We start from the raw sequence: 25,233 nt of genomic DNA on the forward strand, positions 1-25,233 counted from the left end.
AGAAAAACAAAAGTGGTGACCCAAATGTAAAAATACAAAGTGTATCATGCTGTCAAACAGCTTTTTATGGATGCATGTTTGCAAGTTGGGTTAAACCAAGAATTGTATTTTTCTATTATTGATTCTCAGCAAGCCAGCGCTCGGTATCCATAGCTGCCATACAACCGGTACCGGCTGCAGTAACCGCCTGACGATAAACAGTATCCTGCACATCACCACAGGCAAATACTCCGGGGACATTGGTTTTTGTAGTTCCCGGAACTGTCTGAATATAGCCAACCTGATCAGTTTCCAGATAATCTCTGAAGATGTCAGAATTTGGCTTATGTCCGATGGCCAGGAAGAACCCGTCAATCTTAATCCGTACCTCTTCTTCCTCAGGACTACCTTTCTTCTTAACCAGAACTGCTCCTTCAACCACACCATCACCAAAGAGCCCCTTGGTTTGATGCTCCCATAAAATTTCGATATTTGGCGTATCAAAAACTCTCTTCTGCATCACTTTTGAAGCACGAAGCTCGTCACGACGCACAATCAGATATACTTTTTTGGCAAGTCCGGCCAGATAAATGGCTTCCTCAGCTGCGGTATCGCCACCACCAACAACTGCAACATCCTTACCACGATAGAAAAAGCCATCGCAGGTAGCACAGGCAGAAACTCCGGATCCTGAGTACTTCTCTTCATCCTCAATGCCAAGATATTTGGCTGTTGCACCAGTGGCAATAATCAGAGAATCTGTTTCTATAATTTTTTTATCATCGATGGTAATTTTGAAAGGACGCTCTGAAAGGTCAGCTTTTGTAGCCATTCCAAAACGAATATCTGTACCGAATCGTTCGGCCTGCTTCTTAAGGTCTTCCATCATTTCGGGGCCGGTAATACCCTGTGGGTAGCCCGGGAAATTCTCAACCTCCGTAGTTGTGGTGAGCTGACCTCCGGGCTGAAGCCCCTCATACATCATCGGTTTTAGATTGGCTCTGGCCGCATAAATTGCTGCAGTATAGCCTGCAGGTCCTGAACCGATGATCAGCACCCGTGTTTTTTCAACATCAGTTATCTCTTTATCCTGATTCTGCCCCTCTGAAGAGCCGGCATCCAGGTTGTCCATTTTTCCAAATAATGCCATAATTATAGAATGTTTATTTATTAAAATCCACTAAAATATCTACTTCTCTACATATTTCAAAAAGAATACCAAAATCTGATTTTGGGAGGTTTCCCTTAAAAACCAGCAAAATCTGACAACAAGTCAAATGTGGCTAACAATTGTGCAGGCTCAAATGTCATATCCCATTATCAAAAATCAATGAATCACTTGTGACATTATACCCTGTGACCAAACCAAGCCCTCCATCAATATTATTATAAATCCGGATGGGATCAATAATGGGTAAATCGTATCCATACTCAGCCACGACCCTGCTCCGGTAATAATCATAAAAGCCACGTGTATGCGACAACAGTAAAAAATATATTTTCCTTGATGCACCATTTTGGTCGGGCACCGTAGCATACTCAAGAGGCAGGTCAACTTCCAGATTGTAATTCTCCCCGTTGAAAAGTGTATCTGAAAAACAACCATCAAAGTCAATCTCCCCTATGAGACTGCCCTCTTTGCTCTGCACAAAAAACACCGGATCTGTTTTATCATATACGACCCGTTTCTGTTCACACTTCACAACACCCTCTTCCATTCTGCATATTTGCTCAAAAATAATAAGTTGATAATAATTTTTTATCACAGCAGGATCAGAAATAGTTAGCTTGCAATTCAGCACCTTTCTCTCTCCATCCTTATTATCACTTCTCACAACCGTAGCCGTATCGGCCCACAAAAATGGAACAGTATCGGGAATAATCGTCTTTCCGGAGACACTCTGCCCGCTTCCATCAAAAGCCTCTATCAGTATGGAATCACCCGATGAAAAATTCACTCCGTATCTGTTGGCCCAGGACTCATCAAAAGGAAAAATAAAATCATCCACGATTCTATCGTTCCGGTAAACGGTAATATTTCCATTGTACACCCTTTCGAAGTCATCAACAGATAAATGACTGACACTTTTGCTCAAATGCACCTGTAAAATTGAATCAGGAGCAATAAAAGAGTATAAAACCAGGCGACCTCCCCGTTCTTCCATTTCAATCTCAATCTCCTTTTCACATGAAAAGAAGGCCAAAGCCAGCAAAATCAGTATGTGCCAATTCTTAATCACCAATTATCAAAACTTAAATGAATACCGTACATAAGGGATCGGAAACGGAAAAAGACTCAATTGCTTGAGCTGTCGCATGGCGCTTCCCTCCGGATTGTTTTCGCTTTCGCTAAAATATAATAAAAATGGATTCTGACGCCCATACGCATTAATAACACCAAAACTCCAGGTCCGTTCACCTCTTTTTTTCTTTTTAGTAAAATTAACACCCAGGTCGAGACGGTGGAACGAAGGCATTCGGTAATTATTCAAAGACCCTACCCCCTCGGAATACCCGAAATCAGAAGGTTTTGCCCAGTCAAGTCCAGGAGCATAATACTTCTCCTCAGGCAAAGTTACCGGGTTTCCGGAGCCAAACATCCAGGTTAAACTGCCGGTAACACGACTATTGAACCGATAATTCATAAACAAACTGGCGTCATGTCTGCGGTCAAACCTGGCAGGATATGACTTTCCATCATTCAGTTCAGGAAAATGAACGGTTGTACGGGCATAGGTATATCCGATCCAGCCGGTAAGATCTCCCTTGTTTTTCTGAAAAAGCAATTCACCTCCGTAAGATTCGCCACTTCCGGTAGTCAGTTTATCCTCCCAGGTAGTACTGTAATCGAAAAACCCCGTACTCTCTTTGTAAGCAAGAATATTCTTATAGGATTTGGCGTAAGTTTCCAATGAGAGAATATAACCTCTTTTCTTTCCCAAATGAAAATCGACACCCAAAGTAGCCTGATCGGAATGCATCGGTTTGATGCGCTCACTTACAGGCAACCACAAATCTGTGGGCAATGAATAGCCGGCAGTCCCAACCATATGCACAAATTGAGACATTCGGGAAACGGTACCTTTGATATCAGTGGAATTGGTCAGTTCATAGCGAAGGGATAACCGGGGCTCCAATGACCAATAAGGCTCTCCCTCTCCAAGAAAAAGAGCCGAGTGAATGCCGGCATTTACAAAAAACCGATTGCTCACAGAAAACTCATTTTCCAAATACCCCCGGTATTCCTGACCGGACACCAGCACATCACTAACGGATGTCTCCTCGGTAGTCCCCGAAACACCGGACTCCTTTACCAGATCAACACCCGGATTGAAGCGGTGAACAACCCCGCTGGCCCCAAACCGCAGCGTATAATTAGAGCGATAATAATTTTCAAAATCCACTTTAAGTGTAAAATCCTGTATTCCGCTCAGGTAGCGTTGTTCATATGAATTCAGTTGCCCTTGTGTCTCATCGCTTTGCTTTAGGCCGATAAAAAAACGATAATTGGAATAAGTTGCTGTCACATTGGAAAATAACCTGGGGGTCACCACATAGTTCCAGCGCAAAGCACCGGTAAAATTCCCCCATCCGGCATTACTCTCATCATTAATGGATACATTATCTGTAACTTGATTGTCCCCTACCCTGACATCAAAGTCTCTGTAATTATAAAGTGTATAAAGCTTGTCTCTGCCCCAATAGGAACTAAGATAGATTTTACTTCTTTCGGAGATCTCATGACTGATTTTTCCGTTCAAATCGAAAAAATAATAGTTGGTTTTATCATCAGCACCTAACTGATAAAGCGCCGCTAAAGCGTCCACATAAGTGCGACGAAACGAAAGCGCAAACGTCGTTTTTTCGTTAAAGACAGGGCCATCAAGAGAGATGCCAGATGAAAGCAATCCCAGAGAGACACTTCCACCAACCTGATCTTTTCCTCCTTCCTTCATACGCACGTCCACTACCGAGGAAAGACGACCTCCGTAACGGGCCGGAAATCCGTCTTTAGTAACTGAAACCTGGTTTACCGCATCCGTATTAAAAATGGAAAAGAAGCCCAATAAATGACCTACATTGTAAACCGGCACATCATCAAGCAGAACCATGTTCTGATCAGGTCCTCCACCACGTACAAACAGTCCTGTGAAACCTTCGGAGCCACTTTGAATTCCGGGAAGCATCTGAATCCCTCTCATCAGGTCAGATTCACCAAAAAGAGCAGGCGCATCTACTATGCGATCCATGGAGACCCTGGCAGCACCAAAACTTCCTCCCCTCAACATATTAGGCATCCGGGATCCAAGAACCGAAACCTCCGGCAATTCAATATTGGGCTTCAATGAAAAATAGACAACGGTATCCGAGGTGAGATCAAAATGTTTATTTTCAGCATTATACCCCACATAAGAAGAATACAAATCCACTGAACCTCCCTGTAGTGTAAGGCTGAAAAAACCATAATAATTGGTGGCTGTCCCCTCATAACGATTCCGGCTAAACACATTGGCCCCTATTAAGCGCTCCCCCGATCGGGCATCACTCACATATCCGAGAATGGTAAACGACTGCTCCGACAGCTTCAACGGACGCACAATCACCTTGTTTTTCCTTTCGACAAAATCAAAAGGACAATCCTGGAAAATATCCTGAAGAAAACCAGCCAGGGTATTCCTGGAAGAAGAAAGAGAAATATTTTCTTTTAAACACAGCCTTGAGCTGTAACTGATGATGAATCCACTTTTCTCCTGAATGTGTTCAATCAGTTCAACGGAAGAACCTTTCGTTTTATCCACAGAAAACACCTTTGTTTCGGCGGTCTGAGCTGTACATAAAACAATGGTCATTGCCCACAGGACAACGACCATCATATATTTTATTATATTTCTGATTTCAGGCATTAATCTCAAGGGTGTATTCAGTCGTTGAATAAACTCCCGAAATTACTCAGAGATTATCAAAACTCCGTCATTTAGAAGAAATTTTTTATCAAAATGAATTGCCAGCTCATCCAAAACCTCGCTAATTTGCTGATTTCTAAATGATGTAGTCACCAACACATCACTTTGGGTATTAATTTTCACCTCTTTAATTTCCTTGTAATGTTTTTTGAGAATTTTGGCAATTTCATTCAGAGGACATTGCGAGAACCTCAATTCTCCTGTCTTCCAGGCAAGAAAATTATCATCACTGATGGGAGCCACCCTTAATTCACGATCCTTTACAACTGCAGAATGTCCTGCCAGCACATTTTCAGTGTGTCTGCGATACTGAATAGCCACGGAACCTTCGGTTACATTCAGTTCCATCTGGTCAATACCCTCCCCTGTCTGCAAATGAAACGCAGTACCGAGAACTCTCACATCGACCCCTTCGGGCGACTTAACCAGAAACGGATTGCTTGCATCATGAGTAACCTCAAAAAAACCTTCACCGTCCAGAGAAACAGTACGCTTTCCGTCCTCAAAGTTTTTCAGATACTTTAAAGATGAATAATTGTTCAGATAAACAATACTGTTATCCGGCAGTCGCAGCGAGTCAATTTGTTCTCCTGTCTGAAAAGCATTCCAGCGTCCGAAGCCGGGAACATTCCAGTAAACATACACTGCACTACTCACTGCCAGCATCACAATAACAGCAGCAGCAATACGGGAAAAGGCTGAAAAAACACCAATATCCCGCCTTTTTCCGGGCAAATTTATTCTGCTGCGAATGGCATTCCAGTCCTGCTCTAACAGGTCTCCGGACAACATAGTTTGATAATCCGCTTCCCAAACTTGCTTGAAATCTTCGAAATACTGTTTATTTTCAGCTGAAATTGAACGCCAATCTTCAATTCGACGTATCTCAGCCGAAGTACAGTCTCCGGAGAAATATCTGACAAGCAGGTCAGCATCTATGGTTCTTAATGTTTCCATAAAAAAATTTTTCGGCACATCAATGTTCTTATAAATAAAGATCCACTCAATGCTTCCGAACTCATGAACCGATTAATGAAATTGCATAAGTCCGAATAATACCGGGTCCTCTTCTTTTATTTTTTCCGATGGGGAAACAGCCTCTACTTTTTTATCCTCTACTACTTCATTGGCTTGCTTTACCAACTCTTCTTCGGCAGGCGTGCCAATAATATCGGCAAATAGCTGTAATAAGAATTCCATAATTCTGTTTTTTTAGTAACTAATTAAAAAACCAAGCTTCCCCATTCATCTATTAAGACAATTCGGAAACCCTTCACACGTATTGGATTTTTACTTTAAAATGATTCTAATTAGTTTCTGTCCATAAAGTATCACTTGCGTCGTTACGCTTGCCGCTAAAATACTCATTTACGACTAGTAAACTCCGTTTTTGGAGGCTTTGCAAGCCTTGCAACTGGCACTTTCGGACCAGAAACAGCTATAAAAATAGAATTTACTTAATTTATAGACAGGCTCTAATTAAAACCTCAAACATTACCATCGTTGCAAACAAAGACAAAAAACCATGCTTCAACAGATCCTCACGAATTTTTCGAAGCGCTTTACTGATTTGCGTTTCAACTGTTCTTTTAGAGATAGACAATTGATCGGCAATATCACCATTGGCCACTCCGTCGCGCCTGCTCATAATAAATATCTTACGACATTGAGGTGGTAATTCATCGACAACTTTCGAAATTCGGTTTTGCATTTCATCCACACCGGAAATCTCTTCATAAGCATCCCCTTCTGATTGTTCTTCAAAAATCCTGTGATGATGCTCACGCTGCATTTTATCACGTTTTAGAACATTCAATGCCCTGTTGCGAACCGATTGATACAAATGTGCTTTAAGTGAAGTATGAATGGTGATGCTTTCGCGCTTATCGTAGAGACTTACAAAAACATCCTGTACCACATTCCTTGAGGAGTCGAGATCGTTCAGAAACCGAAAAGCGAAGCTAACCAGCAACTGATAATAAGCATCAAACAGCCGGCGAAAAGTTGACTCATCGCCGGCAGTAATTCCACGGAGAAGTTGCTCTTCAGACAACTCTCCAAATACTTCTGCGTCTTTATGTTGCTTCTTCCCCCGGCTCAATTGTGATCTAAATTTAATATTTTGGATTGCTATTATCCTCCTGTGTAACAGGTTTCCCTTTACAATCCTACAAAAGTAACGAATTGAAGATGATTTTATCTAAAAAATTTTCTAAAAAAAAAGAGGAGGGAACAATTATTACAATAGCCGTAGTGTTGCCCGGGTTACTGTAATAATAAGTAAAGCTATAGATTAAACTAACGTTTTTTGCAATTAGAGATTGTTTCGGGAAAGGCACTCCCAATAACATATTCTCGGGTTGATAAAGCAGAGCTGAACGGAATTCGTTTTATTTTTTTTTAGACTTTTCCAACCATAATAAAAATTACTCGTCTTGAAGAAAAGAATTTTTTACCCGAATGTTCTCTTTGATGGTTTTGCCCCGTTTAGGGGTACTCCGTGTTGTTGATTGTTGAGGTTTGATTCACCAGGAAAGAATGTTTGACGTAACCAAACTTTAACAACAACCTATGAAGAAGATTATACTCCTTTCATTATTTATTTTTTCACTTTCTCTCCCGCCTCAAAATCCCGGAATTTCCCTGAATACAACAAACTTATCAAAGGTTTATTTAAGAAGTCTTTTGTGTGAAGATTTGCGTACCTGCGTTGTAGCGGTAACCGCTCGGATACACCCGGCAATGGCAGCTAATCTGCCGCCACCTGCTCTAAAAAGAAACTCTTAAATGCCACCTTCTGAGGGAATGGCAGTACAATATAACAATCTAAAAAAAGAAAAATGACTCATTCAACTAAAGTTTTAAAGGGCTTAATTACGGTATTGTTAGTCCTAACGTTTGTACAGTGCGAGAAGGATGAAACCTCTCCAAAGCAAGACAATAACATCCAAATGAATGGAAGTGATTTTACCATATCTTCCGCCACAATGATGGGTGTGTCTATTGGCGATAGCGGACATACGGGAATAACACTTATCAGCGCAAGTGAGACGCAAGCCAATTCAATAACCATCGACGTGGAATCATTTACTCGTGAAACTATTGAAGGAGCTTATGCTTATCCGGAAGCTGAAGGGAAAAAACTACTTGACGACTGGTTGACAAACTATTCCGTTTTTGATGGCTCAACAATGGAATCGTCGAACCTTGAAGCCGGAGAAGTTACCATCAGCCACAATGGAAACAACAATTATACCGTTGAGATGAACCTGGTAATGGTTGATGGTGTGATTTTTTCGGGTTCGTTTACAGGTGATTTTCAGGTGATGTTTAATAATCAATGATACACCTATCAGACTTCTTATTGGGGTCAAAACGAGCATAAAAAAAACTCAATAATGATGACCATTGCTTCGATTTGCTTTGGCCGAATTCAAAACAAAACACTGAAATGAAAAAAACATTACTTGTCTTTACCGTACTTAGTATTTTTATTGTCAACAGTCGTGCCCAGGAGGATATTTCAAAGTATTTTGATGACGACGGCATATCCGAATACAGCAAATTAGTAAAAATTGGAATTGATCTTTTTAATGGAGAATATTCTGTATTGTATGAAAAGGAGATAATTAGAAATTTGTCCGTTGAAGCATCTATGGGATTGATTTCTATTAGTCGCCAAAGTAACCTGCACAATTATGACCCTCGTTATGATCTCCCCCAATCGGGTACCGGAATCTTCTTCGCTGCCAACATCCGTCTATATTTAAGAGAATATTACGAACAATGGTATATCGGGATTCAGCCCAAATTAAATATTATGAGGGGTAAGCTAATGACCGACATTGTCTTTTTTAACGGTGGATATCAACTTCCTCTTCAAAAAAATTTAACGCTTGATTTTAATCTCGGTATGGGCGTTAGAACATACAAATACAAAGAAGAGGTTACATCTGTTATCACTATCGAAGAAGGGGATTCACACTTCTATTTACCGGCAGCAATAAAACTTGGATACGCATTTTAATTCTCAAAAAAGATAAGATTATGAAGACAATACTGATATTTTCACTTATAATATCTGCAACATTTTGCTTATCGGCAGAAGAAATTGATTACACCGTAAAATCTACCAAAGTGGAATGGAATGAATTACCGAGAGGTAACACCGGGCTGAAGGCGATTGGGTCTATCAATGATCGCGCCTATATTCTGTTTCAACCCTTTATTGCTATCCACAACGGCCCCACTATTGGAGGTGGGAATTCGGGCCATTACATAGGAATGTTTGATGAAAATGTTAATCTGGTAAAAAAAACAAAACTAGATCTTGGACCGGATGGTAAGAAGGTTGATTTTGAAGGTGCTCAAATCATCAACAATAAAATTCTCGCTTTCTTTTCCTTTCAGAATGAAAAAAGTAAAAGTCACTACCTGTTTTCCCGCTCAGTTAACCCAGAAACACTTGAGCTGAATGATGATGCAAAAATGATTGGGGAGTTGGACTATTCAGGAATCAGTAAATACAAAAGAACTTCGGTTCAATATGAGATCTCCGAGGATGAGAGTAAAATAATGTTCTTTTATACCGTTCTAAACAGAAAAAATGAGCCCCTCCGTTTTGCTGTTTATGTTTATGACCACAACCTTAATTCATTATGGCAGAACAGTGTGGTTCCAAATTTTAAAGAAGGTGTATTTAGCTATAAGCAATTCCGGGTTGACAACAATGGCGATGTGTATTTATTAGGAGCTCATTATGCAGATAAGAAGAACTACTTTGATTCAGGTAAGTTTAATGCGTATAATTTCTTTTCGAAGGATACCTATTTTACCGATGTTCCAAACTTCACATACCAGCTATATAAATTCTCGGATAGTGGAACTAAAGAAACCTTTTCTGATATTCATCTCAATTCGAAATTTGTAAGAAGTATGAGTTTCAATGTAATAAATGGGAGAACACAGGTTAACGGAGTCTTTTCCGACCCTGAAACCATAAGTGCAAAAGGTGCTTTTGCTTTTACGCTGGATGTTGAAAGCGGAGAAAAAACTGAAATGAGCATTGAGAATTTCTCAGTTGACCTGATAGAGGAAGGGTTTACTGAAAAACAGCTAAACCGCTTCAGACGAAGTTTAAAAGATAAATCGGAATATGACCCGTTTGATTATCACATTAGCGAAATTAAAACGCTGGATGACGGAACTAAATATTATACAGCCGAGCAATTTATCACCGGCACAAAAAAAGAACAAAGTGGCAATCAAATATCATATACTCCTATCTATCACCACAACAACGTGTTTATTGTACTTTTAAATGCAGATAATTCAATAAATAGTATTGAAAAAATAAGCAAAAACCAATACTCTTTAAGGACTTCCAAATACAATTCCTTTATTGATTTTGAGAAAAACGGGAGCTTGTATTTTATTTACAATACCATAGAAAAGAAAGATGGGTTGTTTAAGAATGCCGAATTAGGCGAAACCTATATCACAAAGATTGATGGTAGCGAAAAAACCTCGGAAACATATAAAAGTCCTGAATCCTCTAAAACTCCTCTAATGATGCCTGGCACAAAGGTAGAACTTCCCAATCATTCAATACTGTATGGTATGATGTCAGGCAACTTTAGGAATTATATGTTCGAAATTATTGATGTTAAATAGTATCTGTCCAAAAAGAACCACTTGCGTCCCCGAAGGATCGGGGCAGGCTGTTACGCTTGCCGGCACACCGACAAACCTTTGACCTTCACCCTAACCCATTATAAAATTACAATATTTCTCTTACTATCAAAGTAAGCTTATTCACACACAACACCTTCCAAATGATCATTCTGCATGACCAACTCTCCCCCACTCAACCAATCTTTCTCAGCCTTGGGAGTCATAATCACCGGCATCCGCTTTTTTGTGTTGTGAATCTCACTCATCAGTTCATTGGCTGCAGTTGTAATGATGGTATAGGTATTCAGGATTTCTCCGGTATTTCTATCTGTCCAGCTGTTCCAAAGTCCCGCAAAGGCAAAAGATTCTTCTTCCGGAAGGGTAAGCAGGTATTTTTGCTTTGATTTTCCCTTCGGATCCAGCCATTTCCATTCATAGAAACCATCGGCAAGGACCAGACACCGCTTCAATAGTGAAGGTTTGAATGATGGTTTTTGAGCAAGCGTCTCCAGTCTTGCGTTAAACGTACTTTTGCGGATGTTGGTATCTTTGGCCCAGTAGGGAATGAGTCCCCATGAAAAACCCTGAATAACATCATTCCGGTCATTGGTTATAACCGGAGTAACCGGAAATGTAAACGCATTGAATACATCAGGCGTGTACCATTCAGGAGTCAGAAATCTGGCTTTAAATCGATCTTCGAGTTGATTGAAAGTCTTGCTGTTTTTGGTTCTGAAGCACATGAATTTTAATTTTCAGGTAGATATACCAGATTAATTAAAACAACAGCAGTCTGGGGCCTCGCCCAAACCGCTATTGTCTGTATTGTGTGTGCTTTTATTTTATTTCGATTTCATGTTCCCAGAATGCACCACTAATATCAGTAATTTTTAACAAATATGAACCCATGGACAAACCGGACAGATTATCATCGTGCAAATTTAGTGTTGCCTTGGCCCCCAAAGGAACAATTAAACTATGTTTACCGGATTTAATTTCAGAAACATAATAGTTGGAAATACTTTCCTCAGGCAAAGAAGCCAAATCAGCCTGATTATACTGCACTACTGCATCGCCCTGACCATCAAGCAACTCAATATTTATCACCCAGGAGCCATAAACATCTACACCCTCTGTTCGGAAGACATCGAAAGAAAGTGTTGAATTGTCAATCCTTCCCTCTGTAATTTCAAGCACAGGCTTTACCGACTTATTGTGAAGAGGGCCCCATAAACCACCATGAAATACCTGGTTGGTCATCAAAGTCATACCAAGGATAAATATGGAACCACCCAGAACAAATTTTGGAAAAACGCTTTCTTTTATAGGCAAAGTACCTGATCCAACCCATGCAAACCACTTTTTTGTGGTAATTGAAAAATTATTTTTCAACATATAATTATCCAGAGAGTACCTTCCGCTTCCTGTAAGGAACAAAACAAAACCTGTTGCTATCCCGAGAACACCTATTTGCCATTCATCCAAACAGGTTGTTCCTATCCATCCGGAACCAAGCAAAATACCCATTGCTAAACTAAATACCCCGACGCTCATGATTCGGGTAAACAAACCAAAAATAATAAACAACCCTACAATACCTTCAATAATGGTAAAAAGCACCATATTGATCCAGAGTATATCGGGGTTTTCCACCAGATATTGAATAATGGGTTTTATTCCCAGTGCATTGGGCAAAAAATGGTTGAATTTTTCACCGATATAACCGGCTGTTTCAGGATCCAGTTTATCGACCAAAATAGTTCTTCTCCAAAAGGCTGAAAAATAGGTCCAACCAATTACCAATCTTACTGCCAGTGTCATCAGCCCGGCATCATTTTTTATGCTAATATTTGCCATAGTTAATCTCGTTAATAAAACAATTTATCCTGCTGCAAAAAATTGCAGAGCAAAATTTGAAGTACATCCACAAACCGGCAGATGACTTCAATCCAATTTTCTTGAAAAAAGTTATAAATATCTGTAATTGAACACACAGCCCTAAACCGGCTGAACATCTTCTGAGCAGCAATCAATTACGAATAAACAAGAATATTCTGATGTAGAATGTATAAAGGAATATCAGAAACCGGCTGTTGGGCTCCTGATGGTTTCTTTGTAGCAGCGTGTTTAGGAAAACAAATAGCACCCTCAATCTTATCTGTTCTCAGCATGGGAAAGAAAGGTAGCCTGACAGTGGTTTTGGAGATGGCTTGAATGGTCTCAGAAATCTCAACTGTCTGGCAGGCGGCCTGAGAAAGGGTTGCCTGACTCTTGTTTAAGACATTGGTCTGCGGAACACCTAATTCGGCCTCTACAGCGTTCCGAACCTTGCAAGGTGAGAGTAAAAGCAATATTACCAGTCCCAATACGGACAGGACAAATCGGATGTTTTTTATTTCTAAATGCGCTCTCACTTGTTCCTTTTGCAAATTTAGTAAGTAACATCTATACCTGAGAAATTGTTTGCAGAACAAAGTTAATAGGGCAATGATTGCTTCAACTGTTATTCCTGAAGCTTCAATAATTCATTTCTGTAACAGATTTTCAATTCAAAAATACTATCCATAACGGCAAGAATACCGCAATCATGATGGTGATGGTTGATTCCCAATAATAATTTGTAACAAACAGACCGGATAATAAAAGTAATGCATCATCAACATTAGAATCAATTCGGCCACTAATCGATGACCCTGAGTATCTTATATCAACTCCCTCCGAATTAAAGAGTCTCCATTTTGTATTCCACAAATTATCATATCTCCAGTTAATTGATTTGCCATTTTTAGTCAAGGTTGCTTTGGTCATCCAGTTGTTATAATGGATCTCCCCAATAAATTTGTTATCAGTTTGATCAAATATCTGAGTATGTTGTTTAAAAACTCCCGATGTTTTGAATAAATACTTTTGGTTATTTATTTCCCCGGAAGAATACCGGGAGAATGTTTTATCCCTGAGATTTCCAATCTTGTTACCACTCGAATAAATCTCATACAAATTGGAAAACAATCCTTTATTCCATGTTAGGCAGGTCTGCATAATCATTACATTAAGTTATAAAGCAAGGCTATCAATTTGATTTATGCTTAAAGGTTTTATTTCTCTATAAAACTAACCATTTTCAATTCTTTTTCAAATAAAAACTGTTTCATCCGTATAAAATTAATTTTTCAAGGTCGGATGGAACTCGCATGTAAGAATTTATACATATTCCCTTGTGGCAATCGTTGCCATGCTCGTTTCATTTATTCTCTGATAATCAAAAAAGAAAGGCTGACATGACGTCAACCTTTCTTTTCAAAACATAGATTCATTGTTGTTTATACTGCGCTAATTCACAGTAACTTTATCCACATAGTACCCGTGTCCTACGCAAAGGAAACCGTCCTGTGCCTGTATCAAATCCAGAGCTTCCTGAGTAAGTACGACCTCCACAACTCCGTCTTCATTCAACATAACAGCCTCGGTACCCGGCAACATGGTCCACCATCCGGAGGTGGTCTGCAACTGACGATCCACATCAGCAGGTTCTATCGAATAGTGAATGCTGAGGGTGGAGCCTGCCGACATTGAGGCAAAGACATCCTTCCCAATCAGATTGAAAGTTTTGTTGGGATTTCCGTCATCAAAAATCCAGGAGACATAGTGGTGCCCTTCGAACAACACTGTTTCGGAGGAGAAAGTAACCGTGATTTCGGTTTTAACGCTGCCTTTACTGTAGAATTCAACATCATTACCGTCAGTGGTCTTTCCGGTCAAACTGTAAGTACCGGCCTCAAAGTCGGGACTGGTCAGCACCAATTCAGTAGCTGATTGTTCTGCAAAGTCAGTAATGGTTTCTCCACCAATGGTCAGTGATGCAATCTGATCCATGTTGAGTCCGGTCAGACGCCATTCTGAATTAGGATTGGCGCGACCGGCACCTTCAGTAACAAAAGCCGACTGAGTAACCGTAACAGTATTGGCACCATACTCATTTCCGGATTCATCAACCAACAATACCCTGTATTGTCCTACGCTCAAGTCTGCAGGAACAGTGTATTCGATGTAATTGCCCCCATCACCTTCAACATAATTAAGGTCATCGATGGTTTTGCCACCAATTACAAGACTATTCACCAAATTGAGGTTCTCGCCGTATAAAACAGCGCTTCCTCCGGGGACAATGATTCGTTCGAAACCTTGTTCCGTAGCCCAGGGATCCTCCGCAAGAGGATTTACCTTTACGGTTCCCTCACGATACGTACTTTTACCGGCATCAGTTGTCACAAGTACCTTAAAATGATAGGTACCGGCTTTCAGATTGATATCGAGTTCGGTTCCTTCATTCACCTGGTTTCCATCAATCATCCAGGTAACGGTACTATAAGCCGAGGGAGTAACGACCAGTTCCATGGTGAAGTTGCCATCTCTGTCGATTTCTGCAATAAGAGGCAATTCTCCGTTTTGACCGTCAGCGAAAATAGGATCAAGGATTCTTGGATCGTCATTTTCGGTAATGGTCTCGAAAGGGTCTTCATCTTCGGTGCAGGAAGTGAAGGACAAACCCAGGGCCATTATGGCCATCAGTATATAATGTAGTTTCTTCATGCTAATATTTTTATCAATGGTTATTTTGTAACATCCCACCATACTGTGATGTTCCAGCTGTTGGTTCCACCCATTCGGTTCAGTGCTTCCTCGTAGTTTTCCTTGTTGTAGGAAGATTCCAGTACAGGATAACCCAGACGAACAGGAATTTCAGAACCTCCGGTGAGGAATTGCTCAAAGCCATATTCGGCCGGGGACTTCAGTCTGGGATAGCCCGAGCGACGCACGTTGGCCCAGGCTTCATTGGGATTGGTAAAATGAAGCATCCATGCCTGGGTATTGATGGCTTCCTTTTTCTTTTCCATGGTGTAACCGATTCCGTTGTCAGCCATGTAGGTATCAAATTCCTCGTCGGTCACCACTTCAGTACCATAATTATCGGACAAGAAGTCCATGGAAGCGCGTACCCCCTGACGATACCACTCTTCCACTGTACCACCTTCGACATTCCATCCCTTAAGAGCAGCTTCTGCCAACAGAAACTTCACTTCAGCAGAAGTCATTACAACGCCCGGATTGTCACCATTGAGGAAGTTATTGGCCAGTTTGGGCTCGGTTTCACGAGCCACAAAAGGATCAATCGAAGGATTACTTTCTGCTAGCTCACTCAGGATATCGCTTTCGTATCCGGGAGGCCAGGGTTCCCATGAGTAGGCTCCCGGCTCACGCGCTTCAAAAGCGATGCCTTTATCCAACATCTCCTGAGTAAGATCGATGCGGTTATCAGGACTGGTGGCACTCATCAGTCCATCGTAGTAGCAACGGGCAATTCGGAAAGTCCGGGGATCACCTGTTTCGTACATTTGATTGAAAAAAGTTGCACACAGATAGCTGGGGTTATTCGCAGGATCGTTACCAAAAAGGAGTTGCGACAAAGCGTTTCCGCGAAAATCGGAGTAAGCCTCTTGTCCAAAGCTAAAGGCAACTGCCATGTATTGAATCAGGGCATCGTCGTCTGCTGATTCCATTATGCCGCCATCAGCCTGAAGCGCATTTTGAAATGCCTCCTGAGCTTTTTCAGGTTCCACATCGGAGATACGCATCGCAAATCTCAGTCGGAGTGAGTTGGCCAGTTTCTTCCATTTACCCACATTGCCATCAAAGATGACATCGCCTGTAATCTTGTCTTTTCCGTTGTCGAATGATTCAACGGCCGCTGAAAGCTCATTAAAGAAATCGTTGTAGATCTCTTCCTGAGTATCGTATCGGGGGTTGAATTTACCATCGATATATCCCAATCCGGCTTCACTATAAGGAGCGTCTCCGTATATATCTGTGATGAGTGACATCATATAAACCCTGTAAATACGCAAAGCTGAGTTGATATTCACTTTTGAGGAGTCATCGGCAGTTCGTGCCATACCATCCGTAAGGTTTTTGATGGCATTGGGATAGTAACTGGTCCACATTCGACTCATTTCATTGTTATCAACCGTATGCCTCCCACCATAATTGGTGGTATTCCAGGACCCCATCAGATGTTGATTAAATCCATAGAGATAATTTCGGTAAATTTCAACCATGCCAAGATCGCCATAAGTTTGCAACTGCGCGGTAGTCAGCTGTGCGTTGGGGTCTATGGTGGCGGCTTTGGAAGGATCGGTATTCAGACTCTCCAGATATTCATCGCTGCATCCGCCGGTGAATAGTGCCATAACCACCAATAACACTGTGATATAGTATTGTTTGTAGTTCATCTTTTTTATTTTTAGCGTGTTCATTGTGTTTTAAGTATGTAAAACCGAACGCGGCTTAGAATTTAACATTGACATTGAAACCATAGCTTCTTCGCGAAGGCAGGGAGCCGTATTCCAATCCCATCCCGGTGGTGTTGTTGTAGTTCGAATCCGGATCAATGTTGGGAATATTCTTCCAAACGATAAATGGGTTTCGGGCAACAGCCGAGACAGTAAGTCCTTTTACAGCATTTCCCAGAATGGTTTGAGGCACATTGTAAGCCAATGATATCTCGCGACATTTCACGTAAGAGTTATCGTAAATGAACATAGAAGGGGCATTGCGACTAACACTCATCCAGTAATCTTCAGGATTGATGAAAATATCATTGTCCCTGTAAGTTCCGTCACCGTTATCGATTACACCCGGAGCAATGAAGCCATCGATGGGAGTCCATTGGTCTCCTTTGGGAACACCGGCTGCCTGTCTGGCCTCTTCCGACTTGTACCATTCTTCGCGCCCTTCCAGGGTGGCTTCTGCCTTACCTGACTCGTGTGCTGCACGGGCCGACATGGAATAGAGATCACCTCCCACTTTCACATCAAAAAGAGCCCAAAGGGAAAGGTTCTTGTAAGTAAGCGTGGTTCCCAGACCCCCGGTCCAGTCCCATGAGGCATTACCCAGTACATGGTTGCTTTTGTCGTATTGGGGCAAACCGGTATTCGGATCAATCAGCACCTCCCCATTTTCATTACGTTGAAAATCGGGACCTACAATGGAACCAAAATTTTCGCCAACCTTGGCAGCCACCTGAACATCCAGCCAGGCTGCTTTCTCCAGTTCTATCATATCCATATCGTCCACCAACTCCCGAACAATGTTGCTGTTTTTGGCAAAGTTCAAATTCACATCCCAGGAGAAGTCTTTCATCTCAATAGGACGTGTATTGAAGGATATTTCCACCCCTTTGTTTTCAATCTCACCGGCATTGATCAGACGATAAGTATATCCCGAAGTCCATGAGGTAGCCATTCCCATAATCTGGTCTTCACTGATTTGGGTATAATAAGTGAAATCCAGTCCCATGCGGTTATTCAGAAATTTCGTTTCCAAACCGGCCTCAAATGAGTTGGTAATGGTAGGTTTCAGGTCTTTGTTGGGAATTGTATTGTTATCGATGTAACCGATGGTATATCCCGGATAAGTGAGATTCGATTTACTGTAAACCAATCCCAACTGGTACGGGTCGGTATCACTACCCACCTGAGCCCATGACAGGCGTACTTTTCCATAGGGCAACGTTTCACCCAGATTCAGCAATTCAGAAAATACAAAACTTCCTGAAAATGATGGATAAGTATAAACGTTATTCCCTGCGGGAAGCGTTGAAGACTGGTCGGCTCTCATGGTAGCATCAAGATACAACATGTGTCGCCAGCCCAGATTCAAGGCACCGAAAGCAGAATTGATCTGCTTGCGGTAGCTGTATTGTCTGATGCTGGTCTCGTTGAAACTCATCAAGGCTACCACGTCGCGAATTTGCATATCCTGAGCAGTCACCACAGTGGTAAGGTTATCGACCTTATACAGGTTCCCTCCCAGCGTAGCATTGAAATCGAATTCGCCCCATCTGTTGTTATACAGTGCCAGAAACTCAGCATTAAACATGCTGTTGCGATAGTTGCTGTTTTGCAAACGACCAGCTTCAAAACCGGGAGTGGTAGGAGCCTTAAAGTCATCAAATTCAAACCAGTTGAGTTCACTACCCACGGTTCCCTTCAGTTTCAGGTGTTCATTTACATTCCACTGCACTTTGCCGTTGAGACGAAAAAGATCTTTGTGCGACTTATTGTAGTTTTTGTAGATATCCCAGTAAGGATTCACATTGTAAGGGTCCATTCCGTTCCAGTTGGCGTAGTTCCCGGCCTCGTCCTCATAGGTCTTCAACCAATTCTGGTCGTAAGTAGTAGCCAGAGTCATCAGATTTTTACCGATATTCGATTTACTATCGCCCAGTGCCGGTCGGTTTTTCACATCCTCGAAGGTGTAGTTGGCACTGAAGTCCAGATCAACGTCTCCCAATGAAGTATGTGCACGCAGGTTAAATACGTCCCGGCTCATGTAGGTCTCCGGTACAATGTCGTTGTTGCGCATATCGGTAATGGTGAAGCGCACGCCTGTTTTGCCGCTTTGAGCATTGACAATGGCTGAATTGGTGGCAGTATTACCGGTACGGAAAAAGTTCGAGGTGTTATCGGGAATAATGAGGTAAGGGCGTTCCACACCATCGAAATAGTTCAGCATATTACCACCGTCAGCTCTTGGTCCCCAGCTCTTGTTGGTATTGGATACGGCATCGATGCTGTAGGTTCCGGAACTTCCCATTCCGTAAGTCTGCTGAACGTCGTCCCATTTAGCCAACTGGGTATCAAAAGTGAGGGTTCCGTTGTATTCCACGCTGAATTTCTCCTCTCCACTGGCTTTTTTGGTGGTAATGAGAATAACGCCATGACTGGCGCGACTTCCATAAAGAGCAGAGGCTGCAGGGCCTTTCAGTACCGACATATTTTCAATATCGTCGGGGTTGATACTGGAGATTCCATCACCCAGATCATATCCACCTCCGGTTCCTGCACTCCCAAAATTGGTGTTATCAAGGGGCACCCCATCAATGACGTACAGGGGCTGGTTGTTACCGGTCATTTCGGTACTACCGCGCAGAATAACTCTGGTTGAACCAGAAGGTCCACCGGCTGTCTGGCTAACAACCAGACCGGCAACACGACCTGCCATGGAGTTAATAACATTGGTTTCCGGTGCTTTGGTCAGGTCGGCACCATCAACTTCTTCCAGACCATACCCCAGAGCTTTACGCTCCCTCTTGATCCCCAATGCAGTAACTACTACATCATCAAGAAGTTTGGTATCTTCTTCCAGAACAATTTTCAGCGTCATTTGAGCATCGGTAATGGCTATTTCCTGTGTTTTATAGCCAATAGCACTGACAACCAAAGTCGAGCCTACCGGGATGTTCAGGCTAAAATCCCCGTTCATGTCGGTGGCAGTTCCGTTGGTCGGGTTTTCTTTTTCAATTAGAGTTACGCCGGGCACCGGGCCCACGTCATCGGTTACCGTTCCGGAAATCGTTCCGTCTTCCTGCATCAGCAGGCGACTTTCCGGCAAGGATGCGCTCAACTGCAGGGTATTCCCCAACAGCAAGAGAATCATTGTTCCAAAGAACAATACACTTTTTAGTTTTCTTTCAGTCATAGATTTTATTAGCTAAGGATTAATAAACTTTTACCCAATCGATATACATATTGGCTTTCTCACCATCTTTCAAGGCAGTAAGGTCATTAAGGTTATGGATGTCAGGAAAGGCACCTCCTACTGCCAGGTTGAACAAAATGAAACAGGGATCCTGGAAGTATTCATGACGTCCGCTCTGCACACTGATGTCGAAAATTTTGAACTCAACCCCGTCAATACTGACTTTCAGGCTGTTTTCGGTCCAGTCCAATCTGTAGGTATGGTATTCGCCATCCTGCAAACTATGAACAAAGTTGGCTCCGTGATATTCCTGTTCATGCGAATCCATATCAGGCCCATAATGAATGGCAGTATTGTAGTAGGTTTCGGTAGTACCATTAAGAATACCATTGCGTTCTCCCATTTCCAGAATATCGATCTCACCACAGGCGGGCCATTGTTTGCCGTTATCGCCCATCATCCAAAAGGCCGGCCATAAACCATTACCTGTTTTGGGCAATTTGATGCTGGCTTCTATGCTGCCATACTTAAAATTGAACTTGCCCTGACTGTTGACGCGCCCCGAGTAGATTTGGTTCCCATTGCGCTCAGCAGCCAAAATAAGTACTGATTTACCATTGTCGGTTCCGACGGATACGTTGGCAGGTCGATAGGCTTGTAATTCCTGATTGACCCAGCCGGGCTCGTGCGTCTCTTTTGTCCATACGTTTGCATCAAACGACTCAAAATCATCCATGAAGTGATATTCTTCCTGTTTGGTCTCTGTAGGGGAAACCTCCTCATCCTGCGAGCAGGCAGTTTGGATGAAACTGCTTGTGATAATTAATAGTGTCAATAATCTCCTCATGTCATACTTGTGATAAAATTTGTAATGCATACTTGTTAAAAAATATAAGTTGTGTGTGAAAGGTGTTGACATTCTTCACCTGGTCGCCTCATACATAAATGAGGTCGGCACAAATATGCTAACTACTGTTAAAAAGGAGGTTTGACAGCTGACAAACAAGGTTTGATTGCTATCACATTTTATATAAGGTTAGAAAAAGACGGAGTTGAGAAGAAAAAATAATTACCGGTATTTGCTGGGCTGAACACCAAAATGCTGCTTAAACAGGGAGCTGAAATACTTGGAATTTACAAATCCACAATCCATGGCTGTTTCCGTTACATTTTTGCCATTTTTTAACAATTCAGCTGCTTTTTGAAGTCGAATAAGGCGGATGAACTCCTGTGGGCATTTCCCGGTAAGTGATTTTAGTCGATTGTAAAAAAGCGTGCGACTCATAGCCATCTCGCGACAAAGACTGTCGATGGTAAACCCGGTATCGCCGATATTATCAATAACCAGGTTTGTGGCACGATCAACAAAATTGCGATCGCTTTCAGACAAGCCGTGGGTTACATCTTCAGTAGATTGCGACTCATTTTCAAAGATGGAGTGATCTTTTTCTGAGCGCACCTGCCTCAAGGCCTCACGCATGAAATAGGCTCTCTGCCTTTTTCTGTTTTCAATCAGGCCCTTTACCTTAAGCTTTAATATCTCTGTACTGAAAGGCTTTGGAATATAATCATCCGCCCCTTTCTTCAGGCCCTCTACAGTAGCATCATGGGTAGCTTTAGCAGTGAGAAGCACAAAGGGAATGCCTGACGTTTCGGGATTGTCCTTTACCAAACGGCAAAGCTCATCTCCCTGAATTCCGGGCATCATTACATCAGAGAGAATCAAATCGGGATATTCGTTTTTAAGGCTATCCAATGCCTCCTGTCCATTGGCAACATCAAGCACCCGGTATTCATCATCGAAAGTGTGACGTAAGTAATACCGGAGCGTTTCGTTATCTTCTACGATGAGCAAAGTTTCTTCGCGAGAATGATCGTTGCGGCTCGCAAAGGTTTGTTTTACCGGGGAATCCAAACGGGAATCTTCATCGGAAAGAGAGTGGTTCATGACGATATCCGGCTCGGGAACCAACTCTGGTTGTTCGTAAGTTCGGGGTAATGTGATAATAAAAGTTGTACCCTGATGCTCTTCTGACTGAACACGAATTTTTCCGCCCAGAATTTTAACGATGCGCTGCACCTGTAGAAGTCCGAACCCTGTCCCCTTCTCTTTGGACTTTTGTGCATTCTCTGCCCGGTAAACTTTTTTGAACAGGTATTTTTGGCTCTTTTTGGGGATTCCAATGCCATTATCCTGAATCGTTAATATGACTTTCCGTCTGGATGCAATTAAATCCAGCACAACTTCACCTCCGACAGGAGTATATTTACATGCATTGGAAAGCAGATTATCGAGCAGCATCCCGACAAATTGTCTGTCACCTTTGATTGCTACCTCTTCATCGGGCAGGTTCAGATTAAGTTGTAACTGTTTATTGTCGCAATATGCCTGAAAACGAACAACCTCTTCGGTTAAAACACTATTGAGAGACAGCGGATAAAGACTTGCCTTCTGTCTGGTGATGTCCACTTTCTCAAACTCAAGAAGCTGAGTAATCATCGTGTGTAGCTTTTGAGTATTGTTTCGCGCTATGTCAAGATAATACCTGACCTTATCGCTGAGGTCGGAAACGTGCCCCATATCTTCCAGAGGCGCCATAATGAGGGTAACGGGCGTTCTGATATCATGGGCCGTATTGATGAAAAATCTGATTTTGTCTTCATCGTGCTTCTTCTGAAGCTTATTGCTATTGAAACGAAAAATAAAATAGAGTACCGCAGCTGCCAGGGCCAGATAAACTGCCCGGGCCCACCAGGTGTTCCACCAGGGTTCAGCTACGGTAAGCAAAAGCGTTTTTTCTTCAATAATTTCCCCGTTACTACGACGGAGATTACGAACTCTTAACAAATAGGTTCCGGGTGCCACATTGGTGTAACGCAAGGTGCCATCAGGCGAGGAATTGCTCCATGTTTTGTCGTAGCCTTCGAGAATATGCTGGTAAGTGATGTCACGCTGAAACCGGTAATTGATCGATTCGAAGTTAATAGCAAAGGAATTGTGCCGGAAAGGTAATTCCACCGTTCCCCGACCAACCATATCGTGCAGAATCGGTCTCCATTTCTTTGCCTTTGCAGAATCAAGGTAATCGATGGTCAATCCCGTTAAGCGCAGCGGAGCTTCAAAGTCAGTTTGATTAATGGCTCCGGGTTTCACCAAAACTGCCCCATCGGTACTACCATATGCAAAACGTCCGTCGGAGAGACTTGCAAAGGCGGACTTGTTATACTCCTTATCCACATCTCCCAGGTAGTTGAGGTTCGAAATATCGCCGTTTTCCATCAGCGCAAGCCCTTTGGCGGTACTCATCCACAAGCGATCCAGCGCATCTTTTTGCAGACTGTAAACATCATCAGAGGGCAGACCATCCCGGGTAGTAAAAATATTGGTTTCACCAGTATTTAGATCGTAGCGATTCAAACCACCACCCTCCGTTCCCAGCCATACGGTCTGGTCATCATTAAACAACATGGCAATAATGTAGGCACTGGCATTTCTATTCTGCAATCCGGGAGAAGAGGCATAACTCTTTATTGTGTTGGTTGCCTTATTGACCAGATAAAATCCATTTACTGTGGCAACGCCCATTTGATTTGAATCAACAACTTCAATGGAGTGAATCCATTTGATATCATAAGTTTGTTTGTGGCGCCCCTCCTTGTCGAGCAACATCAACCAGCCATTGTGACCGCCTACCCATATATCTCCTTCCGGGTCCTGTCTTACGGAGAAAATATAATTGGTGGTAAGTTCCCCCCCTTGCTGAGTCAGGTGTTTAAGCTGCATCCCATCAGGATTCAACAGATAAAGACCATCACCATAAGTACCTGCCCAAATATTTCCACTTTTAGCACGACAAAGAGAAACCACTACAGCTCCTTTGAGCACATGCTTCCAGACACTGCTGCTCTCATTGAGTATGCTGATGCCATTATCGGTACCAAACCAAAGATTTCCATTGTTGTCTTCTTCAATGCCGTTGACATTGTTGTTGGCCAGGGAATGCTCGTTGCCCCTCTCATGCTTCAATATTCGGGTGGGATAACTGGCCCTAATGGCCACGGATACCCCGCCGGAGTAACTTCCTATCCAAATATTGCCCTGGCTGTCGGTGGTAACCGCGTAAATCCCGTTACCCCGCAGATAAATATCCGTGCTATCCTCTGTACTCATCAATAAATGAGGCTCTCCTGATTGCAGATCGATGGTGTAAACGCCACCACCGTCCACTCCAACCAAAATCGTTTCATCATCGTAAGCGCTAATAGCCCTGATGGGGTTTAAGAACCCGGCACGTTGACTTTTTATTGAATGCAAAGAGGAGCTTTCCATGTTCAACACCAACAACCCGTCATTAAAGGTTCCTATCCAGAGTTCCTGATTGGCACTGTGAAAAAAAAGGCTTTGAACATCCTTTCCTTTTACCATCCAACTGGTTCCCTGATTTGGAGTAATTAGAACAACACCCGAAGAGGTGCCTGCATAAACAGAGGAGGAATCTGCCACTATATCATTCACATACCTATCTGCCAAAACATTGGAGATTTCGCCATCCATCTCTTTTTTATAAAGTCCCTTGCTCAGCCCCATCCATAAACACCCTTTCGGATCTATAAATACCTTGTTTAGGATGATTTCGCCACCAATGGCTTCTCCCAATGACAATTTCAACTCAAACGCATCGTCTTCAGTGGAGTATTTGAATATTCTACCGGTATGATCATACGCCCATAGTCCGTTTTGCTCATCGTACCACAAACGCAACCTACGGCCGGCCATATCCCCTAAATAAAGATTTCCGGGTAGCGTATAACTTTTCACAACCTCTCCGTTGTACCGGTCAATCCCTATTTTGGTGGCCACCCATATGGCGCTGTGCTGATCTTCAACAATTGAGAATACCCGCTGACTGCTCAGGCCTTCCGAATAACCAATATGCCTGATGTCAAACATATTTCTGGTCAGTTCGGCCCTGGCAGTAAAATTAAACAGCCAAAATGCAATGATCAAAGTATATCTCAACAATAAACCCATTTATCTATTTCAATGAGTACAGTATTCTCTATTAGTTAGGTCACAAAA

General features: G+C 42.3%; 18 protein-coding genes. 3 read left to right on the forward strand and 15 right to left on the reverse strand.

Going from position 1 to position 25,233, the window contains the following annotated elements; translation table 11 throughout:
• Window positions 1-115 precede the first annotated feature (115 nt).
• From trxB to BY457_RS17300, 6 genes are all read right to left on the reverse strand, one after another.
• Window positions 116-1,129, reverse strand: coding sequence for a thioredoxin-disulfide reductase (gene trxB, locus BY457_RS17280; protein ID WP_219885178.1), 1,014 nt, complete (start codon window positions 1,127-1,129; stop codon window positions 116-118).
• 157 nt (window positions 1,130-1,286) lie between these two features.
• The gene (locus BY457_RS17285) at window positions 1,287-2,219 is read right to left on the reverse strand and encodes a DUF4249 domain-containing protein (RefSeq protein WP_258176783.1); all 933 of its coding nucleotides are present in this window, start codon (window positions 2,217-2,219) and stop codon (window positions 1,287-1,289) included.
• Between the two features lie 6 nt (window positions 2,220-2,225).
• On the reverse strand, window positions 2,226-4,883 hold the full coding sequence (locus BY457_RS17290; RefSeq protein ID WP_106154584.1) for a TonB-dependent receptor: 2,658 nt from the start codon (window positions 4,881-4,883) through the stop codon (window positions 2,226-2,228).
• 42 nt (window positions 4,884-4,925) lie between these two features.
• Window positions 4,926-5,900 carry a FecR family protein gene (locus BY457_RS17295; RefSeq protein WP_106154585.1) on the reverse strand — a complete coding sequence of 325 codons (975 nt, stop codon included), beginning with the start codon at window positions 5,898-5,900 and terminating at the stop codon, window positions 4,926-4,928.
• 72 nt (window positions 5,901-5,972) lie between these two features.
• Entirely contained in the window at window positions 5,973-6,143 is a 171-nt protein-coding gene (locus BY457_RS19090) for a hypothetical protein (protein WP_181256524.1), read from the reverse strand.
• Window positions 6,144-6,405: 262 nt separating this feature from the next.
• Entirely contained in the window at window positions 6,406-7,044 is a 639-nt protein-coding gene (locus tag BY457_RS17300; RefSeq protein WP_106154586.1) for an RNA polymerase sigma-70 factor, read from the reverse strand.
• A 739-nt stretch (window positions 7,045-7,783) separates the two neighbouring features.
• Between BY457_RS17300 and BY457_RS17305 the strand changes: the two genes are divergently transcribed.
• The 3 genes from BY457_RS17305 to BY457_RS17315 all read left to right on the forward strand — a co-directional run bounded on the left by BY457_RS17305 (window position 7,784) and on the right by BY457_RS17315 (window position 10,616).
• Complete coding sequence (locus BY457_RS17305) at window positions 7,784-8,287, forward strand: hypothetical protein (protein ID WP_146131004.1); 504 nt, start codon at window positions 7,784-7,786, stop codon at window positions 8,285-8,287.
• 107 nt (window positions 8,288-8,394) lie between these two features.
• The gene (locus BY457_RS17310) at window positions 8,395-8,970 is read left to right on the forward strand and encodes a DUF3575 domain-containing protein (RefSeq protein ID WP_106154588.1); all 576 of its coding nucleotides are present in this window, start codon (window positions 8,395-8,397) and stop codon (window positions 8,968-8,970) included.
• Window positions 8,971-8,990: 20 nt separating this feature from the next.
• Window positions 8,991-10,616, forward strand: a complete 1,626-nt coding sequence (locus tag BY457_RS17315) for a hypothetical protein (protein ID WP_106154589.1) — start codon at window positions 8,991-8,993, stop codon at window positions 10,614-10,616.
• Between the two features lie 137 nt (window positions 10,617-10,753).
• Here the strand turns inward: BY457_RS17315 and BY457_RS17320 are convergent, their stop codons facing one another.
• The 9 genes from BY457_RS17320 to BY457_RS17360 form a co-directional block, all read right to left on the reverse strand.
• Window positions 10,754-11,359, reverse strand: a complete 606-nt coding sequence (locus tag BY457_RS17320; RefSeq protein ID WP_106154590.1) for an SOS response-associated peptidase — start codon at window positions 11,357-11,359, stop codon at window positions 10,754-10,756.
• Between the two features lie 94 nt (window positions 11,360-11,453).
• Complete coding sequence (locus tag BY457_RS17325) at window positions 11,454-12,473, reverse strand: TQO small subunit DoxD (RefSeq protein ID WP_106154591.1); 1,020 nt, start codon at window positions 12,471-12,473, stop codon at window positions 11,454-11,456.
• A 176-nt stretch (window positions 12,474-12,649) separates the two neighbouring features.
• Window positions 12,650-13,030: a hypothetical protein gene (locus BY457_RS17330; protein WP_114437064.1), complete on the reverse strand. Its 381-nt coding sequence runs from the start codon at window positions 13,028-13,030 to the stop codon at window positions 12,650-12,652.
• A 130-nt stretch (window positions 13,031-13,160) separates the two neighbouring features.
• On the reverse strand, window positions 13,161-13,661 hold the full coding sequence (locus BY457_RS17335; protein ID WP_106154593.1) for a hypothetical protein: 501 nt from the start codon (window positions 13,659-13,661) through the stop codon (window positions 13,161-13,163).
• A 285-nt stretch (window positions 13,662-13,946) separates the two neighbouring features.
• Window positions 13,947-15,206 (reverse strand): hypothetical protein, encoded by a 1,260-nt coding sequence (locus tag BY457_RS17340; RefSeq protein ID WP_106154629.1) that lies wholly within the window; start codon window positions 15,204-15,206, stop codon window positions 13,947-13,949.
• Between the two features lie 20 nt (window positions 15,207-15,226).
• Entirely contained in the window at window positions 15,227-16,903 is a 1,677-nt protein-coding gene (locus BY457_RS17345; RefSeq protein ID WP_258176784.1) for a SusD/RagB family nutrient-binding outer membrane lipoprotein, read from the reverse strand.
• Between the two features lie 55 nt (window positions 16,904-16,958).
• The gene (locus BY457_RS17350) at window positions 16,959-20,153 is read right to left on the reverse strand and encodes a SusC/RagA family TonB-linked outer membrane protein (protein WP_106154595.1); all 3,195 of its coding nucleotides are present in this window, start codon (window positions 20,151-20,153) and stop codon (window positions 16,959-16,961) included.
• A 19-nt stretch (window positions 20,154-20,172) separates the two neighbouring features.
• Complete coding sequence (locus tag BY457_RS17355; RefSeq protein ID WP_106154630.1) at window positions 20,173-21,000, reverse strand: glycoside hydrolase family 16 protein; 828 nt, start codon at window positions 20,998-21,000, stop codon at window positions 20,173-20,175.
• 222 nt (window positions 21,001-21,222) lie between these two features.
• Window positions 21,223-25,173, reverse strand: a complete 3,951-nt coding sequence (locus BY457_RS17360) for a hybrid sensor histidine kinase/response regulator transcription factor (RefSeq protein ID WP_258176785.1) — start codon at window positions 25,171-25,173, stop codon at window positions 21,223-21,225.
• Window positions 25,174-25,233: the final 60 nt, after the last annotated feature.

Source organism: Marinilabilia salmonicolor, assembly GCF_003003035.1.
GTDB classification, from domain to species: Bacteria; Bacteroidota; Bacteroidia; order Bacteroidales; family Marinilabiliaceae; genus Marinilabilia; species Marinilabilia salmonicolor_A.

Bases quoted from the DNA above. Each gene is read 5' to 3' on its own strand.
- BY457_RS19090 (WP_181256524.1), bottom strand. From the start codon at position 6,143: ATGGAATTCTTATTACAGCTATTTGCCGATATTATTGGCACGCCTGCC.
- BY457_RS17290 (WP_106154584.1), bottom strand. From the start codon at position 4,883: ATGCCTGAAATCAGAAATATAATAAAATATATGATGGTCGTTGTCCTG.
- BY457_RS17355 (WP_106154630.1), bottom strand. From the start codon at position 21,000: ATGAGGAGATTATTGACACTATTAATTATCACAAGCAGTTTCATCCAA.
- BY457_RS17295 (WP_106154585.1), bottom strand. From the start codon at position 5,900: ATGGAAACATTAAGAACCATAGATGCTGACCTGCTTGTCAGATATTTC.
- BY457_RS17340 (WP_106154629.1), bottom strand. From the start codon at position 15,206: ATGAAGAAACTACATTATATACTGATGGCCATAATGGCCCTGGGTTTG.
- BY457_RS17320 (WP_106154590.1), bottom strand. From the start codon at position 11,359: ATGTGCTTCAGAACCAAAAACAGCAAGACTTTCAATCAACTCGAAGAT.
- BY457_RS17305 (WP_146131004.1), top strand. From the start codon at position 7,784: ATGACTCATTCAACTAAAGTTTTAAAGGGCTTAATTACGGTATTGTTA.
- BY457_RS17315 (WP_106154589.1), top strand. From the start codon at position 8,991: ATGAAGACAATACTGATATTTTCACTTATAATATCTGCAACATTTTGC.
- trxB (WP_219885178.1), bottom strand. From the start codon at position 1,129: ATGGCATTATTTGGAAAAATGGACAACCTGGATGCCGGCTCTTCAGAG.
- BY457_RS17335 (WP_106154593.1), bottom strand. From the start codon at position 13,661: ATGATTATGCAGACCTGCCTAACATGGAATAAAGGATTGTTTTCCAAT.
- BY457_RS17350 (WP_106154595.1), bottom strand. From the start codon at position 20,153: ATGACTGAAAGAAAACTAAAAAGTGTATTGTTCTTTGGAACAATGATT.
- BY457_RS17345 (WP_258176784.1), bottom strand. From the start codon at position 16,903: ATGAACTACAAACAATACTATATCACAGTGTTATTGGTGGTTATGGCA.
- BY457_RS17325 (WP_106154591.1), bottom strand. From the start codon at position 12,473: ATGGCAAATATTAGCATAAAAAATGATGCCGGGCTGATGACACTGGCA.
- BY457_RS17310 (WP_106154588.1), top strand. From the start codon at position 8,395: ATGAAAAAAACATTACTTGTCTTTACCGTACTTAGTATTTTTATTGTC.